At 42.9% G+C, this 18148-nt stretch carries 13 protein-coding genes; all 13 read left to right on the plus strand.

Translation table 11 applies throughout. The annotated features are described in order from the left end of the window. Positions 1-2: 2 nt before the first annotated feature. The 13 genes from uxuA (at position 3) to QWY16_RS03195 (ending at position 18147) form a co-directional block, all read left to right on the plus strand. Positions 3-1079 carry a mannonate dehydratase gene (gene uxuA, locus QWY16_RS03135; RefSeq protein ID WP_300991400.1) on the plus strand — a complete coding sequence of 359 codons (1077 nt, stop codon included), beginning with the start codon at positions 3-5 and terminating at the stop codon, positions 1077-1079. Further along, positions 1076-1912: an SDR family oxidoreductase gene (locus tag QWY16_RS03140; protein ID WP_300991401.1), complete on the plus strand. Its 837-nt coding sequence runs from the start codon at positions 1076-1078 to the stop codon at positions 1910-1912. Before uxuA ends, QWY16_RS03140 begins: the two co-directional genes overlap by 4 nt. 4 nt (positions 1913-1916) lie before the next feature. Further along, entirely contained in the window at positions 1917-2924 is a 1008-nt protein-coding gene (locus QWY16_RS03145) for a LacI family DNA-binding transcriptional regulator (protein ID WP_300991402.1), read from the plus strand. 47 nt (positions 2925-2971) lie between these two features. Next, complete coding sequence (locus QWY16_RS03150; protein ID WP_300991403.1) at positions 2972-4309, plus strand: gluconate:H+ symporter; 1338 nt, start codon at positions 2972-2974, stop codon at positions 4307-4309. Positions 4310-4834: 525 nt separating this feature from the next. Next, positions 4835-6583: a M28 family metallopeptidase gene (locus QWY16_RS03155; protein WP_300991404.1), complete on the plus strand. Its 1749-nt coding sequence runs from the start codon at positions 4835-4837 to the stop codon at positions 6581-6583. A 47-nt stretch (positions 6584-6630) separates the two neighbouring features. Then, on the plus strand, positions 6631-7716 hold the full coding sequence (locus tag QWY16_RS03160; RefSeq protein WP_300991405.1) for a mandelate racemase/muconate lactonizing enzyme family protein: 1086 nt from the start codon (positions 6631-6633) through the stop codon (positions 7714-7716). A gap of 4 nt (positions 7717-7720) precedes the next feature. After that, positions 7721-8932, plus strand: coding sequence for an MFS transporter (locus tag QWY16_RS03165; protein ID WP_300991406.1), 1212 nt, complete (start codon positions 7721-7723; stop codon positions 8930-8932). A 51-nt stretch (positions 8933-8983) separates the two neighbouring features. After that, positions 8984-9667 (plus strand): hypothetical protein, encoded by a 684-nt coding sequence (locus QWY16_RS03170; RefSeq protein ID WP_300991407.1) that lies wholly within the window; start codon positions 8984-8986, stop codon positions 9665-9667. Between the two features lie 108 nt (positions 9668-9775). Beyond that, entirely contained in the window at positions 9776-11203 is a 1428-nt protein-coding gene (locus QWY16_RS03175) for a sodium:solute symporter family transporter (protein ID WP_300991408.1), read from the plus strand. 30 nt (positions 11204-11233) lie between these two features. Next, on the plus strand, positions 11234-12484 hold the full coding sequence (locus QWY16_RS03180) for a M20 family metallopeptidase (protein ID WP_300991409.1): 1251 nt from the start codon (positions 11234-11236) through the stop codon (positions 12482-12484). A 373-nt stretch (positions 12485-12857) separates the two neighbouring features. Then, on the plus strand, positions 12858-13967 hold the full coding sequence (locus tag QWY16_RS03185; protein WP_300991410.1) for a zinc-binding dehydrogenase: 1110 nt from the start codon (positions 12858-12860) through the stop codon (positions 13965-13967). A gap of 174 nt (positions 13968-14141) precedes the next feature. After that, positions 14142-16187, plus strand: a complete 2046-nt coding sequence (locus QWY16_RS03190) for a sigma-54 interaction domain-containing protein (RefSeq protein WP_300991411.1) — start codon at positions 14142-14144, stop codon at positions 16185-16187. 226 nt (positions 16188-16413) lie between these two features. Next, positions 16414-18147, plus strand: a complete 1734-nt coding sequence (locus QWY16_RS03195; RefSeq protein WP_300991412.1) for a M28 family peptidase — start codon at positions 16414-16416, stop codon at positions 18145-18147. Position 18148 lies beyond the last annotated feature (1 nt).

Genomic DNA, 18148 nt, shown 5'->3' on the forward strand with positions numbered 1-18148 from the left:
CGATGAACATGACATTTCGCTGGTACGGCAGAGGCAACGACACCGTAACTTTAGAACATATCAAACAGATTCCGGGCGTAAAAGGGATTGTCTGGGCACTTCATGACAAACCCGCAGGAGCAGTCTGGGAAAAAGAAGACATCAAAGCTGAAGTGGAATACATTGAATCCCACGGCTTCCATATAGATGTAGTAGAAAGCGTCAACGTCCATGAGTCCATTAAATTGGGCAATGCAGAACGCGGCCAGTACATCGAAAACTACAAACAATCAATCCGCAACTTAGCGGAATTCGGCGTTAAAGTGATTTGCTATAATTTCATGCCGATTTTCGACTGGACACGCACGGAGATGTTCCACCCGCTGGAAGACGGTTCAACAGCATTATTCTTCGAAAAAGCGAAAGTGGACAGCATCGAACCAAAAGAACTCATACGGGAAGTCAGCGAAGCATCCGATTTGACGCTGCCAGGCTGGGAACCGGAAAAGCTGGACCGCATCACGGAATTGTTTGATGCCTATAAAGAAATCGACGAAGCGAAGCTTTGGGAGAACTTAGCGTTCTTCTTAAAAGAAATCCTTCCGGTTGCAGAAGAAGCCGGCATTAAAATGGCCATTCATCCAGATGATCCGCCGTTCTCAATCTTCGGTCTGCCACGCATCATCACAGGCGCAGAAAGTTATGAAAAACTGATTGAAATATCGGATTCACCATCTAATGCTTTCACCATGTGCACAGGTTCCATGGGAGCAAGCCCGAACAATAATATGGTTGAAATTGCGAAGAAATACGCAAACCGCGCACCTTTTTCACATATCCGCAACGTGAAGGTTTACGACAACGGTGATTTCACGGAAACGTCCCATTACACACAAGATGGGTCGATCGATATTAAAGGTATTGTTAAAGTGCTGCATGAGCAGGATTACACAGGGTATGTCCGACCGGATCATGGCCGCCATATCTGGGGTGAAGTATGCCGTCCAGGTTACGGCTTATACGACCGGGCACTCGGTATTATGTATTTGCTTGGTTTATGGGATGCTTACGAAACCAAAAGAATGGAAGGTGCAAAATGATTCCAATTCATGAAAATCTTCAAGGCCGTGTAGCGGTCATTACTGGAGGAAGCGGTGTATTATGTTCGGAAATGGCGCGTGAACTCGCACGCCAAGGCATCAAAGTGGCCGTTATCAACCGGACAGCTGAAAAAGGCGAAATGGTTGCTAAAGAAATCACGGAAGCCGGAGGAGCTGCGTTGGCCATCCAAGCAGATGTTTTGAATCGCAATGACTTGGAAAAAGCGAAAGAAGCTGTGCTGAAAGAGTTTGGCAAAATTGATATTTTGATCAACGGCGCAGGCGGGAACCACTCGGATGCCATTACCGGACCTGAACTTCATGATGAACAAGCCGAAGGGAAATCTTTCTTCGATTTGGAAGAAAGCGGTTTTACCAATGTATTTTCCCTGAATTTCACGGGTACATTCTTGGCATGCCAAGTGTTCGGCAAAGAATTGCTGAAAAGTGAAGCGCCGGCCATCGTCAATTTATCATCGATGAGTTCGTATGCACCTTTGACGAAAATTCCAGCTTACAGCGCTGCGAAAGCATCGATCAATAATTTCACAATGTGGATGGCGGTTCATTTCGCTGAAACCGGTTTACGCGTCAACGCCATTGCACCTGGCTTTTTCAAGACTACCCAGAACAAAGATTTGCTGGTGGACCAGGACGGCAATCTGACTGCACGATCACAAAAAATCCTTGCTGCTACACCAATGAAGAAATTCGGTCAGCCTGAAGATTTGCTTGGAGCGCTCCTGTTCCTGGTGGATGAATCGTATTCTTCCTTTGTCACCGGTACAACATTAGCGGTTGACGGCGGCTTTATGGCTTATTCAGGAGTCTAGGCTTATGGCGAGAAATGTAACCATAGCCCAAGTAGCTGAACAAGCGAAAGTTTCGAAAAGCACCGTCTCCCAATTTTTGAATAAACGCTATGAGTACATGAGTGAGAGCACGCGCCAAAGAATTGAAGCGGCAATTGAAGAGCTCAACTACCACCCGAATATTATTGCGAGAAGCTTGAAGCAGAAATCGACGTATACGGTAGGGGTCATTGTCGCCAATATTCTTCATTCGTTTTCAACGCAGATCCTGCGTGCCATTGAAAATAATTTCAATGACAACGGCTTCCACATCATCATCTGCAACGCTGATGATGAGCCGGAAAAAGAACGGAATTACATCGAGATGCTGTTGGCGAAACAAGTCGACGGGCTCATCATTTTTCCGACCGGCGGCAATCTTGACCTCTATGAACAAATGAAACAGCGGAATTTTCCGGTCGTTTTCATGGACCGGAAAATTGACGGGTTAGAAATTGATACCGTCATGCTTGATAACCACCAAGCTGCGAAACTGGCGGTTGATGCTTTTGTTGAAAGCGATTACAACCAGATTTCCATTATTACAACATCGATTATCCGCAACACAAGCCCGCGTGTCGAACGTATTGAAGGCTATAAACTGGCGCTCGAAGAACATGGTCTTCCGGTGCGGCCGGAATACATCCGGACAGCGGATGCCGAACAGATCCAAGGAGTATTGAAAGAGTTGTTCGCGTTACAGGAACCGCCTGAAGCCATACTTGCCGGAAACGATATTGTACTAATTGAAGTGCTGAAATACATGAAAGACCATCAATTGAAGATTCCCAAAGACGTCGCTGTCATCGGCATCGATGAAGTATCTTTCGCCAGCTTTTACTCACCGCCGCTGACGGTGGTGACACAGCCGACAATTGAAATGGCCAACAAAGCCACTGAATTGCTGCTGGCACAGATTAACTCAAAAAACAAAACAGCCAGAACTGCCATACATCGCTTGCATCCTAGTTTAATAAAGAGAAGTTCTTGTTAACGTGCTTGGAAATGGGTTTTTTGGTTAAAGAATAGGTGGAAAAAGGAATGGATTGGATTATTGATTCGCTGCCGATTATCTCGGTAGCACTAGGCGTAGCCTTGCTGTTGTTCTTGAATATGAAAGTGAAACTGAACAGTTTTCTTGCGTTACTGATTTCTGCAATTTTTGTCGGGATTTTAAACGGTTTAAGATTGCCGGCTGTTATTGAATCGATCAAAGCCGGTTTCGGCGGCACACTCGGAAGCTTGGCGCTTATTATCGGTCTGGGTGCTGTTCTTGGTAAATTGATGGTCGACTCAGGAGCTGCGCAACGTGTAGCTTCAACCTTATTGAAAAAATTCGGTGTAAAAAACATTGAATGGGCGATTCTAATCGTCGGCGGTATCTTCGGGATTTCCGTATTCTATGAAGTGGCTTTCATTATTTTAGCCCCGCTTGTCATCAGTATTGCCATTGAAGCAAAAGTTTCGTATATGCGCCTTGGGATGACTATGGTTGCCGCTGCTACAATGGCGCACAGTTTGTTCCCGCCACAGCCAGGCCCAACCGCACTTGTCGCTGCGTACGGTGCGGACATGGGTATGGTTTACATACTTGGAGTAGTAGTATTTGTGCCTGCAGTTATTGCGGCAGGAGTAATTTTGCCAAGATTGCTGCGCAATCTGGATAAACCGGTTCCGCCTCTTTTGAAAAAACCGAAAGAATTTGCGGACGATGAAATGCCTGGCTTTGCTATCAGTATTTTAGTGCCATTATTGCCAGCTATTATCATCACAAGTGCTACAATCATCAACTATTTTATTGAAGAAGGAACTCTGATCCACGATATCGTCAACTTCTTCGGCAGTGCCGAAATTTCAATGCTTCTTGCTGTATTGGTCGCTATTTATGTCTTTGGCCTTCGCCGTGGACGCAAAATGCATGAAGTCATGGATTCGTTCTCAGGGGCAATCTCAAGCATCGCCATGATCATCTTGATTGTCGGTGCCGGTGGTGCCTTCAAACAAATCATTTTGGATTCTGGTGTTGGCGATTACATCGCGACGATGATGCAGAACACAAGCGTTTCACCATTGATCATGGCTTGGGTTATTACAGCCATCCTGCGTATTGCTACCGGTACAGGCGTTGTATCAGCTATTACCGCTGCGGGTATTGTAGGTCCGATGATAGATACATTTGACGTTAACCCAGTGTTGATGGTGCTTGCAACTGCTGCAGGAAGTAACACGATCACTCACGTGAACGATGCGTCGTTCTGGCTGTTCAAAGAGTACTTCAACTTGTCGATCAAAGAGACATTTAGAACTTGGGGTCTTCTTCTATTGACCACTTCTCTTGTAGGTCTTGGAGTTGTTCTGCTTCTCAGCTTGTTTATCTAATCGAAAAATGTCCGTCCTGCATTTTGCAGGGCGGGCTTTTTATATGGTTTGGAACTCGCTTCCTTTAATAGCTTGAAATTGTTGGCAAGAAGAATGAATAGAGTTCACAAAAGGGGAAAGGTGACTTGCAGTCTAAAGGAATAAATTGAAATAAAAGAGCTTCACTTTCTTCAGTCAACATTGAAGAAAGTGAAGCTTTTTTACTTCTCATTGAGGTGTGGCTTCTAAGATTTTAGGATAATAACGCATAGCCTAAGAAACCCTAAGGTAAGAAAAAAATAGAGAAATCGGCTTATCTTCTTCTTTAGCAAAGAGTGGAAGCTTTCAAAAGAAGAAGTTTAGCAGCTTCAAAGATAGCAATGCCGGTAATTAAGCTTGAAAGTTTGAGAACTTTTAAAATTAGGCGGAATTTGGCATAAGAATTGCAATATGTGTAGTAAGGAATTTAATGAAAGGAGGAAAAGTTTACTTCAAGGATAAGGATGGCACTGATAACAAAAGAAACTTATTAAAGGAGGATTTATTTTGCAGACAACAGAAAAACTATCGGCATTTGAAAATGAACTGCGGGCAGATGTTTCAAAAAAAGGCCTCATGGAGTTTACAAAAGAAATTGCGAAAGAAGTTCGACTTTCAGGATCTGAAGAAGAACTAAGAGCATTTGAATATGCAAAAAGCCAGTTGGAAAGTTTTGGACTGCAAACGGAATTGTTGTTCAGCGATGCTTACATCTCAATTCCGTTGAGCGCTTCGCTTCATATTAACGGTAAGGAATTTGACTGTATCACACATGCCATGTCGAAACCCGTCAAAGACTTAGTAGCTGAAATTGTTGATCTAGGCAATGGTTCAGAGGAAGCTTATCAGTCCAATAACGTTAAAGGAAAAGTTGCTCTGATCGATGGGTTAGCAACTCCAGCAGGCGTTCAAAAAGCAGCTTCATATGGTGTAGCTGCCGTACTTTTTGTGAATGCCAGATATACGCATGAAATGATTGTGTCTCCCGTTTGGGGTACGCCAGTTCCAAAAACTGTTCCCTATTTGCCAAATACTCCAGTGGTTTCCGTAAATTTTGAGAATGGACAGTCTATCCGAAAAGAGATTCAGGATAAAAGAAGTGAATGCAGAATTTCAACAGAAGTAGATACCGGTTTCCGTTCTATTCCGACCTTAACAGCCGAAATCAAAGGAAGTGAAGATCCGGAAAAATTCGTCATGTTCAGTGGCCATATTGATTCCTGGCATTACGGAGTTATGGACAATGGGACTGCCAATGCAGTGATGTTAGAAGTAGCCAGAATTCTTTCCCAGCATCCAGAAAAATTGAAGCGCACACTCCGGCTGGCATTTTGGTCCGGGCATTCTCACGGGCGATATGCAGGCTCGGCCTGGTATTGCGACACTCATTGGGAAGAGCTGCATGAAAACTGTGTTCTTCATGTCAATGTGGATTCGGTAGGCGCAAAGGATGCCGTTGTTTTAACGGAAGCGAATTGCATGAAGGAAACGCAAGGTTTTGCAAAAGAAGTGATCGGGACATTAACTGGAGAAGAATATGAAGGTTCCCGGTTTGGGCGTGCAGGCGATCAATCATTTTGGGGAACCGGTACACCTTCAATTTTCATGGGGCTATCTGAACAAGTGCCTTCTGATGAACCGGCGGCTGCAGCTTTTAAGAACTTATTCGGCGGAGGAAAAGCAGGCGGCTTTGGCTGGTGGTGGCATACGACTGAAGATACAATCGATAAAATCGATCCAGACTTCTTAAAACGGGATTGTGAAATTTATTTGATACTGGTTTATCGGGCTTTAACCAATCCGTTAATTCCAGTCAACATATTGGAAGGCGTAAAGGAGATTGAAGAGGGATTAACAGAGTGGCATCAGAAAGCACAAGGGAGATTCGATTTGTCTGTTGCTGTTGAACGGGCACAGCAGCTGAAGCAGTCCACTGAAAAATTCCAGCACGCAATAGCAGGATTGGAGAGCGAAGACAAAGAACGCATTTCGTGGGCAAATGAAACCATAATGGAACTTTCCCGAATTCTGGTCCCTTTAAATTATGTAAAAGGAAACATTTTTGATCACGATTTTGCACTTAAACAACCAGTTATTCCGAAACTTGCTGAATTGGATCAATTGCTTCAAGCAGAAAAGGATTCAAATGAGTTTCAGTTCCTGTATACCTCTTTGCTTCGGAGCAGAAATGAAGTGAATTTTGCTTTAAAGAAGGCAAGTCAGGCTGTGGAACAAGTGCTTCAGCAAATAGTCTAGGGGATAGCCGGAAGGATCTTAGTATTTATGCAGAAAGCAGTGATGAGATGCTGATTAAGAAAGTTGAAGTAAAGCTGATCACAACCCCTTTCAATGTGAAGTTTCGGACAAGCTATGGGGCTATGCCGACCAGCCAGTCCCATATCATAGTCAGAATTACTGATGAGGATGGGGCGATAGGGATGGGTGAAGCGTCCCCGCTTCCTTTTTTCACAGGCGAAAGCGCTCAAATGATGAAACTGGCAATTGAAAGGGAACTTGGTCCTGCAATCATCGGAGAAAATGTGTTTTCAGTTGAAAAAATCCATCAAAAAATGAATGCGGTGTTATATCCGGCGACTGGAGCGAAATCTGCTGTCGATATGGCGCTGTGGGATTTGAAAGGCAAAAAACTGAATGCCCCTGTTTATCAATTGTTAGGCGGTGAACAGAAATCCGTTCCTGTCGCCTATGCTTTAGGGGAAGACGTTCCTGAACAAATGGAAAGGATGGCCCAGCAAAAAGCCAAGGAAGGATTTCGGACGATCAAAGTAAAAGTGGGTCTGAATCCTGAAAAGGATATTAAAACGATTAAAAATATCCGTCAATCTGTAGGAGAGGATGTGCAGATCCGGGTAGATGCAAATCAAGGTTATACCGTAAAAGAAACATTAACCGTATTAGAAGAAATTCAAGACCTTGCAATTGAATACATGGAGCAGCCGGTTCCTTACTGGAATACCGATGGCCTTGCTGAGGTGCGGAAATACTCAACTATCCCGATTATGGCTGATGAAAGTATTCATTCCATTCATCAAGCAATGGAGTTAAGTAAAAAAAGGGCTGTCGATCTTTTTGGCATAAAGCTGATCAAGTGTGCTGGCATCACGAATGCTTTGAAAATTGCTCATATAGCAGAAGCAGCGGGAATCGATTGCGTATTAATCAGTCCTTGGGATACACAGCTTGGCACTCATGCAGGAGGGCATCTTTCCATGGTCTTTTCTAACAAATATGCCCAAGAGCTTGTTGGACCTCATTACCTGACGGATGACCCATTTGCTTCAGATGTTAAAAAAACCAGTTATAAACCAACTAATCTCCCGGGGTTTGGCGTACCGGATACTTTCACGCATTTGATGGAAGAGCATTGAACAGATGAAGACCTATCAATGGGTGGTTGTCGTTTTTGTCAGCATGGTGCATTTTTCAGCTTTCACGCAAAGGATGGATATTGTTCCGTTCCTTGTAGACTTAAGAGATGTCTATGATGTTGGATATGCGGAAGTGGGAGGACTTGCTTCAGCCTTTTTACTTGGATATGCTCTTTTTCAAATTCCTGCAGGCATGCTAGCGGACCGTTACTCACCGAAACTGCTTATCTTTATCGGTGTCTCTGTGATGTTTGCAGCGTCTCTGCTATTTGCGGTTCTTGAGGTGTTTTGGCTAGCGCTTGTTCTTAGGTTCATTATGGGCCTATCTTCGGCGATGTTATTTTCACCGGGAATAAAACTGGTGTCCACTTTTACTCCAAGTGATAAAAGAGGCGTTAGCATCGGGATCATGGAAGGCGGAGCAGGGCTCGGGATGTTAATGACCTTAACCGTGTTGCCGATTTTGTCTTTGTATGTTGATTTTCGGATTTTGTTTATTTTTTTATCATTTCTGCTGCTTGTGCTTTTGATCTCGTTCCTGTTTTTGCCTGCATATAACAAGAAAGAAGTTGAGGCGGAAAAGCAAAGTGAGGGATCCCGCTTAAAACGTTTGAGCCTTATTGAATTAATAAAAAAGCCAATTGTTCTGAGATTGGTCGGCATTTCATTTTTCGGTCTTTTTGGCCTTCATGGGTTTATAACGTGGTTGCCGACTTACTTGGAAACGCTTGGCGGATTTTCCAAGAATCAAGTAGGTGGGATCATGGCAGTTACGATGATCAGTCAAATTATTATGGGACCAGTATCGGGAAAAGTATCCGATTGGATGGGGGAAAGGAGAACGACATTAATTGCCGGTTCCATCATGATGGCTGTCAGTTCAGTTTGGTTATTGGCATTCAAAGATTCAGGGATTTACTTTGCTGCTGTTTTGATAGGAGCAGGGATTTCCTGGGCGATGGCTCCGATGTTGACGATTGCGTCAGAACTGATAAAAGAAAGCGAAGGAGCAGTAATTAGCATCATCAATACAGTTGGCCAAAGTGCTTCCGCAATATCTGGTTATGTATACGGTTTAATCTTTGAGTGGACTGGCCATTTTCAATGGATTTGGTTTTCGTGTTTGTTGATGTTCACCATACGGATTGCTCTTTCTTTAGGAAAACTAGAGGAAAAGGGCAGTGGAACTTCCAGGGAAGAGACGGAAAATGCGTAGATTATCCACTAAACAATGTTCATCAATCGAATCAGTAAGGGGAGGAACGGAATGAAGAAAATAATAGCAATGACCTTGCTGTTTTTAAGTGCTTTTACTATACCTGCATTCGCGGCTGAAGCACCGCCAATATTGGAAAAAGGCATTATTGAAGTTACTGTCGGTTCAGAGGGAAGTGACGTAACTGAGCAACTCACACTTACAAACTTGGCAGGTTTTCCAGATGGCACTGTCGAGCATGTATTTACCAATTTAGGTTCTACTTCCGACTTAACGATTACAGCGGACGGAGAAGAGTTGGATTTCGAAGTGGTTGAAGATGAAATTATAAATAAGGTGATTGTAACCCTTCCGGAAGGAGCTGGGGATGGATTTAGTTACAATATTTCTTACTCCTATACAGGATCAGAAAACCGGATTCCAATAGTCATACCTGCTGCGAGTACAGATGGCAATGGGAACGATGTTTTACTGCGGGTAACGATTCCGGAAGGCCAATATTTGCAAAGCTCCTTTCCGATAATTGATGTGGGAGAAACAGGAACTTTAGAAGAGTACATGATGAATGTTCCGAATTTCGTCAATTTGGAAATAAGTTCTGCTCCTCCAGGATTTATAAATCCAATTAACTTATGGACGCTATTTGGCTTAGTGATTATTTTAGGCTTTATTGGAGCTATGGCATATAGCCTGTTTAAGCCGGCTAAAAAGACAGGGGGGTCAGTCAATGCTTGATTTTGGGCTACCATTTGCATTCTTTTTGGTATATGCAGTCCTTTTTATAGGGGGATATTTCATTTGGGCAATTCGGAGCGAAGAATAAAAGGGAAATGAGGGATGGCAATGTTTGATGTCAGTACAACATTTTATGTCGTTTTGGTCATTTATTTCATTGTAATTCTTGGGATTGGCTATATCTCTTTCCGAAAAAATAAAGATACGGAAGATTTTTTGGTAGCTGGCCGATCGATCGGTCCGGTTGTTGGTGGAGCCGCATTTGCAGCTACCCAGATGAGTGCGGGTACATTTGTGGGAACTTTAGGGATCCATTATCTAACCGGTTCCAGCTATATATGGATTTGGCTTGGCATGTGGACAGGATGGCTGATTGCAGCTACAGTCGTCGGCCCTAAATTTCAGGCGTTTAAAGGGAAGACCGTACCGGATTATGTGGGGAAACGATATAACAGCAAAACGGCTCGTGGAATTTCGGCTCTTTTGATTGTTACAGCATACACCATTTATTTGACTGCACAATATCAAGCCGGAGGGAATGTTTTCCAAACCGTATTCGGGCTTCCGTTCTTTTGGGGGGTGTTCATTACAATTGGTGTAACATTAATTTACACGATGTTTGGCGGTATGAGAGCGACAGCTTATAGTGATTTTGTTCAAGCGATCGTCATGGCAGGCTGCTTTTTTGCTGCCATTCCTATTTTGCTCATCCAAGCGGGAGGAACTGAATTTGTCGGTGACTTTTTAGGTACATTCAGCCCTAATATGCTGACATGGCATTATGGCTTTATCGATTTGCTTGGGTTTGGAGCGGCATTCGGTTTATCAATATGTGTGGCTCCGTATGAGCTGGCAAGAATGTATACGTTGCGCAGCCCTAAAACGGTAAGACTGGCAGTCGGTGTTTCGATGGTGTTTCAAGCAATTATTGCGGTGTCAGTTACAATTGCGGGAATGACTATTCGGGCAATGTACCCGTATATGAGCACTCCAGATATAGCTTCTACAATAATGGCCATCAATATTTTACCGCCGATTGTCGGTTCGTTAATCATTTTAGCCATTATCTCAGCTATTATGAGTACGGTGTCGGGAATTATGATCGTATCGGCTTCTGCCATTTCCCATGATTTTTATGCAACCATGCTCAAGCCGCATGCATCTGAAAAAGAATTATTGCGGGTGAACAGATTAGCGGTATTGGTCCTGGGAATTATTCCTGTATTTTTAGCTTTAAGGCAAATTGATTTGGTTCAATTTATTGTTATTTTGCAAGCATCGCTTTCGGCCAGCTTCTTTTTTGCTACAGTACTTTTTGGATTGAACTGGAAGCGCGGGACAGCAGCTGGCGCTATTGTTTCCATGGTGGGTGGTTTTACTACAGCATTGTCCTGGTATATCGCAGGCAGCCCGTTTGGAGTGAATGAAGTTATTCCTGGTGTAATTGTCAGCAGTATTTTATACGTAACCGTTAGTTTGTTTACAAAACCTGTGCCCCAAGAATCGCTGCGGCCTTTCTTCAAAGATATAACTTAATATTATTAATAACATAAAGTGAGGGATTTTATGGAAAACGGTGTAGTGCAAACTGTTGAAAACTTAAAATCGGAACTTGTCGAGTTTTTACAGCAAATGGTTCAAATTCCTTCTGAAAACCCGGCAGGCAATTATGTAGAAATTAGTCAATTTCTAAAAGATAGGTTAACGCAATGGGGATTTAAAGTAGAGGTCATTGAAGTGCCGGAGGAAGAAGTGAAAAATTCAGGCTTACAAACACCAAGAAAGAATATTATAGCCACGATTGAAGGGAAACAGGAAGGGCCCCATATATTGTTTAACGCGCATTTGGACACTGTGCCAGCAGGAGATCCGTCTTATTGGACCTATCCGCCATTTTCCGGAGAAATTGTTGAAGGAAAATTGTATGGGAGAGGTGCCACAGATTCTAAAGGTCGATTGGCGGCATACACGATGGCGGCATTGGCACTGAAAAAATCAAATATTCCTTTTAATGGAAAAATATCGATTGTAGCAACTTGCGATGAAGAAACAGGAGGTGCTTTGGGAGCCGGGTATGTAACAAATAATAAACTGATTGAAGGAGACATGGTCGTTGTGGAAGGATACAGCAATCAAATCGTCCGGGCAATGGCCGGGGTGCTGCAATTGAAAATTGAAACAGAAGGCATCCCGGCACACGCAGCATTCAAATGGAAAGGCAAAAATGCGATAGAGAAAATGGCGAAAATCATTCTAGAGTTGGAAAAGCTCCAACAAAACCTTGAGAAAGAACTTTCTTCCATCACTGGTATGAGGCATACCACAGTGAACATTGGTGTTATTGAAGGCGGAACCAAGATAAACGTGGTTCCTGGAACTTGTCAAATAGAAGTGGATTTCCGGGTCATTCCTGAACATACTTTGGATGAAATTTATAATAGAGTACTGGCAATCATTGAGAAACTTCAAAATGAAGATCCGGAACTGAAAGCGAAAGTGACTCGAATTTCAAGTTTTGAAACAGATCCTACCGTAACAAGTGAAGATTCCCCATTGATCAACCAAATTCAAGAGGCCAATAAAGAGGTAAACGGAAAGAGTTTGCCGGTTGTTGGTATGCTGGGCCAATCGGATTCCCGGTGGTTTATCCAAAACGGAATTCCGGCAATCAATTTTGGTCCTGGAACAAACGATAACAACTTGCATGGCTACGATGAATTTATGGATATCGACGACTTGGTTCAAACGACAAAAGTGCTGGCTATATTGATCAAAAATTATGTTGGCAGAAACTCATTTGCAGAAGAAAAGTTTTAGCTTCAGGTCTTTAAACTGTATAAGTTAAACTAATATTTTATACTTGCCGATATTCCGCAAAACAGCTACGCTTGCCGCGGGCGAGCGCCAAGCCTCCTCGCGCCTTGCGGGGTCTCGGCTGTCTCGCTATCCCGCAGGCAAGACATTAGCCGAAGCCTGCGAGGCTAATGTCTTTGCGACGAAGCAGCGAAGCGATGCAGGAGCAGTATGTTTTCCTCCGCTGTTTTGCTCCATATCTAAGTAAATAATAATTAAAGAGAGATATAGATGATTCACTCTTTTATAGAAAGCTCATCGAGCGGCGAAGCGGTGTGAAAAAGGTTAATTCTTTAGTTCAAATTATATAAATTTTAAACTTGGAGGAGGTGACAGAATGACTCCCAATCAATCCGAGAGTTTTAGCAAAGAAAGTGAAGTCCCAGCAACAATGCGAGCAGTTGTTATACGAGAACATGGCGGTCCTGAAAAACTTTCTATTGAAAACGTACCACCGCCAGTGCCGAACCAAGGGGAAGTTTTGATAAAAGTAGAAGCAACTGCCTTGAATCATTTAGATGTTTTTGTAAGGGAAGGCTTGAAAGGACCTGGCGTCCATCCCATCCATCTGCCCCATGTGTCAGGAGTAGATATCGTTGGGCGTATCGTTAAATACGGCAAGGACAAACCAATGCATAGAGAATTGCCCGAAATAGGCGATCGAGTAGTGATCAATCCTGCGATTGGCTGCAATGAATGCCGATGGTGCCGAATGGGAGAACCGAGCATGTGCCCGAATTACACCATATTGGGAGAGCATAGTTGGGGTGGTCTGGCAGAATATGTAGCAGCTCCTGCCCGGAATATTATGAAAGTCCCTGATCATATCTCTTCAGAACTTGCGGCAGCGGTGCCAGTAGCCTACACGACTGCTTGGAGAGGAGTGATGACAGTAGCCGGTGTCAAACCTTCCGACCGTGTATTGGTAGTAGGAGCGTCCGGTGGACTGGGATCGGCGCAAGTCGAAATTGCGAAAGCTGCCGGGGCAACTGTCATTGGAATTGCCAGTACAGAAGAGAAACGCAGGAAAGTAATTGAAAAAGGTGCAGACGAAGTGTTTGACTCTACCGGTGATTGGCAAGCGGATGTCATGAAATGGACAGATGGAAGAGGAGTCAGCATCGTTTTTGACTCGGTTGGCGCTCCTACAATGAGGCGGAGCCTCAATACATTGGAGATGAATGGCAAACTGGTTCTTTCAGGTGCCACAGGTGGGGACAATCCGGATCTCAGTATTCGTGAGATTTATCAATGGCATAGAAAAATACTGGGAGCGCCTTTAGGAAATTGGGAAGATTTCTTACAAGTGACGGAATTGGTTTGGAAAGGGAAATTAAAGCCGAGCATTCATTCGGTCTATCCGTTGGATGAAATTGCAGAAGCCCAGATTGCTTTGGAAAAAAGGCGACACTTTGGAAAAATCGTCATCAAAGTAAGCCCTAATTAAAAAACGTGGTCTTAAAGGGTTTCTTTCAAGAGCCTTTTAATGGCCGCGTTTTTTATTAAGATAAAAAAATAAGTTTTTAATTATGTAAATCCAGGTATACCAGCGTTACGTTGACTATAAACGTCGTATAGTTTAAAATATTCAGTGAATTACGGACGGAAGGAGGAGATAGCTTTGAAACGACCTAAATTATTATTAGTCACTAAATCTAGACAAACGTTTGAAGTTTTTCACCAGCAATTGACCGAGTATTTTAAAGACGATGATTTGCAGATTGTTTCCTTGAACGAGGAAAACTGCCGCGACAGCGACCTCATACTGCTTTCGTCAGAAAAATTGATGGACACTCAAAAATTTCCTGCTGAAAAAACAATCGTTTCAAGACGAGGACTGGATATTTCGAAGCTTGAAGACTTGGTTAAATTGCCTTCTGATTCCGAATGCATTGTGGTGAATAATTTGCTGGAAAATACGGATGAAATCATAGATTTGTTGAAAAGCCTAGGGTTTGAATTCAATATGCACCCCTATTATCCAGGCTCCAATCAAAAAATAGATGGAATAGATACTGCTATTGTGCCCTCAGTCATTGAACTTGTTCCCCCTTATATAAAAAATATCATTGATATTGGCATTCGTCCCCTGGACTTTTCCACTATTATAGAAGTTTCAATAAGACTAGGTTTAGATAGCGAAAAAGTGAATTCGCAATCGACTCGCTATGTAAAAGAAATTATCTCATTAAGCCAGAAGCTATCTTCTTCATTGGATATCGTGAAGAACTTGAATCACCAATTGGAAGCGATTTTTAATACCGTTCATGATGGCTTAATAGCGACAGATGACCATGGCCATATTCTTAAAATAAATAAAGCAGCAAAAGATATTCTAAATTATTCGAATCCGGAATCGATCCTTGGAAAAAATGCACCATTACTGTTTCCAAGGCTTTTTATTGAAAATAAAAAGAGTAAGGACCTTAAAGAAACAGCAATAGTAAATGTCAATGAGAAAAAATTGGTGGTAAATAAAAGCGAAATCATTGTCAATAATAGAAAAATCGGGGAACTGACGGCATTTCAAGACGTTACCAGAATCCAGTATTTAGAGAAAAGCATTCGGAAGGATATGCAGAAAATCGGCTTTTCTTCAAGATATACAAGCAAAGACATATTGGGAAGCAGCAGAAAAATCAAAGAAATAATGAATGTAGTCGAGAAAATAGCGAAAACGGATCATACAGTTATGATTCTCGGAGAAAATGGAACAGGCAAGGAATTATTTGCGCATTCCATCCATGATTTATCAGCGCGGGGTGATGGCCCACTGATTCCGGTGAATTTCGCTGGCTTGCCTCAATCATTAGCCGAAAGTGAACTTTTTGGTTATGAAGATGGAACATTCACTGGCGCAAAAAAAGGCGGGAAACAAGGGCTTTTCGAAATCGCCCATAACGGGACAATCTTTTTGGATGAAATTGGAGATGCTCCTCTACACATACAGACTTTATTGCTGCGGGTGCTGCAGGAAAAACAAGTGATGCGCGTAGGTGGAAGGAATTTAATACCTGTTAATGTCAGGGTAATTGCGGCAACAAATAAAGACCTCAAGCAATTGGTGAAAGAAGGGAAGTTCCGGGAAGATCTTTATTATCGGCTGTTTGTTCTGCCGATTCGTGTCCCTCCTTTGAGAGAGCGAAAAGAAGACATTCTCGATTTGCTCCATTATTTCATTGAAAATAATTCAACAGCAACTCCAGAAATTTCTCCTGCAGTGATAAAAGAATTGCTCGACTACGATTGGCCGGGCAATGTGCGGGAGTTGATAGGAGTCGTGCAATATATGACAGCGGTCATGGACGATAATTGCATAACGTTAAACGACCTGCCGGAGCAATTTAGAGAAAAGATGGAGAAAGACGAACGGCAAGAGAATGATTTATTGGCCACGCTGCAAAAAGAAGGGGATTTAAAAGAGTTCTATGTAATTTTATCGAGTTTAAGCCAAGCAAAAAAACAGATGAAAAACATCGGCAGAGGAAAAGTTGTCGAGAACGTGATGACCGAAGGCTATAATCTTACGGAGCAAAAAGTGCGGAGACGAATGGCGATACTGCGTGACCATGGGTTAATCTACTGTGGAGTTAAAGGGAAAGGAAGTAAAATCTCTGAAACTGGAGAAGCATTATTAAAAATGCTGGAACCTACTTTGAAAGTATAATCTTGAATCATAAAAGACCAGTGCAAATCATTTTGCACGGGTCTTTTGTTTTGGCCTAAACAGGTCTTTCACAGGGAGTGCTTAAGTTCAGAACAACCTAAGAAAACCTAACAAACCTAATTTAAACCATAAAGCATTCATGAACAGCTTTGGAAGCCCTTATTTCCCAGAAAATACTTTGGCATAGTTTTTGCATATTTTATAGAAGTAAAGGAGGTAGAACAGGATGCCCGCCTTATTAAAAGAACAAGAAAAGCTTTTCCTGGATGAAATTAATCTAAATGTGCCAGGAACTGTCTTAAACAAATTTCTTACGCTAATCAGAGAATCAGGCAGTGTAGACGAGAAACTTGCTGTCGACTTTTTAATCAGCTATTTAGAAGAATGGCAGGTCACTTATAAAGTGCACGAACCGGAACTGTATGTAAGTATCCCGAAAAGAGCGTACTTAAAAACCACTTCTCCATTTGCGAAAAAATTTAACGCTAAGACGCCTGCTTTTTCTGCAATTACCGGCCATCAAACCGTGTCAGGCGAACTGAGTTATGTGGCCACAGATTTCGTGGTCGAAGAAGAACAAAATATTTCAAAGAAAATCGTCCTGACTGAAGGATATCCTACACCTGAAAAGGTTCAACAGCTCACCGTTTTAGGGGCAAGGGCCCTTGTTTTCATTAATCCGGGAGAAACGATTCATGAAGGGATATGCACGCCAATCTGGGGAGCCCCTGATCTAGACAACTATAATACCGAACCACCCATAGCCGTGCTGGCTGTCAACAAATCCGATGGAGAGGAATTAAAAGAATGGGTTGCGAAAGGTAATGTGACAGCTGATTGCCAGACACATCTTGAGCAAGGTTGGAAAGCATGTCCAATAGTTGACGCTTTTATCGAAGGTACAGAAGAGCCTGATAAATACGTCCTGCTCCATGGCCATTTGGATTCCTGGCATGAAGGGATAGGAGATAATGCAACGGGCAATGCAGCGCTGCTGGAAATGATCCGGATCTTTCAAAAAAATAAAGACAAGCTAAAGCGAAGCATCCGTGTGGCTATTTGGACTGGGCACTCAACTGGCAGCTATGGGGGCTCGACATGGTTTGCGGACCAATTTGGACTTGAGATTGAACAAAACTGCATTGCACAAATCAATTGCAAATCGCCTGGATGCAGGTGGGCGACATCCTATGAGTGCATGACATGGACCAGTGAAGCGGAAGATTTTTGCAAAGAAGTCATCAAAGATGCTGTTGGCCAAAAAAGCAAAGGCTCGAGGCCGCTTCGCACAGGAGACTATTCATTTAACAATATCGGCGTTACTTCTTATTTTATGCTTTCATCGACTATCCCGGAAGTAGCATTGCAAAAAAAGGGCTATTATTCGGTAGGCGGATGTGGAGGCAACATCGAGTGGCATACGGAGCAAGATCTGATGCATGTAGCTGATTTGGATATCTTAACGAAAGACATCAAAGTTTATCTAGTCGGAGTATTAAGAGCAGTCAATTCCTCCATTCATCCATTTAATTTTGCAGCTACTGCGAAAGAATTTAAAGACACACTTCAGTTTTATCAAAGACAGGCAGGGAAGCATTTTGATTTTGGCCTATCGATGCAGGAAGCCGACAATCTAGAGCAAGAATTGCTTATGTTTTACAAAGGAATGGAACGATTAAGGGAATTGCCCGCAACAGCTTCTGAAGTTCAAAGAGCCAACGCAAAATTAAGAAAGTTAGCAAGAATACTCATTCCGATTAACTTTTCCAGAATGGGCAAGTATCGGCATGACCCTGCTTTAAATGTTCCGGCATTGCCCGACTTAGCTCCTGCGGGGGAATTCGAACAACTTCAAGAAGGTTCCCACGAACATACAGTATTGAAAACACATTTGAAGCGAGGAGAGAATCGGGTGGCATCGGCAATTCGGGAAGCAAGGGAACTTGTAAACCGGCCGTAGG

It is taken from the genome of Planococcus shenhongbingii (assembly GCF_030413635.1).
Lineage (GTDB): Bacteria > Bacillota > Bacilli > Bacillales_A > Planococcaceae > Planococcus > Planococcus shenhongbingii.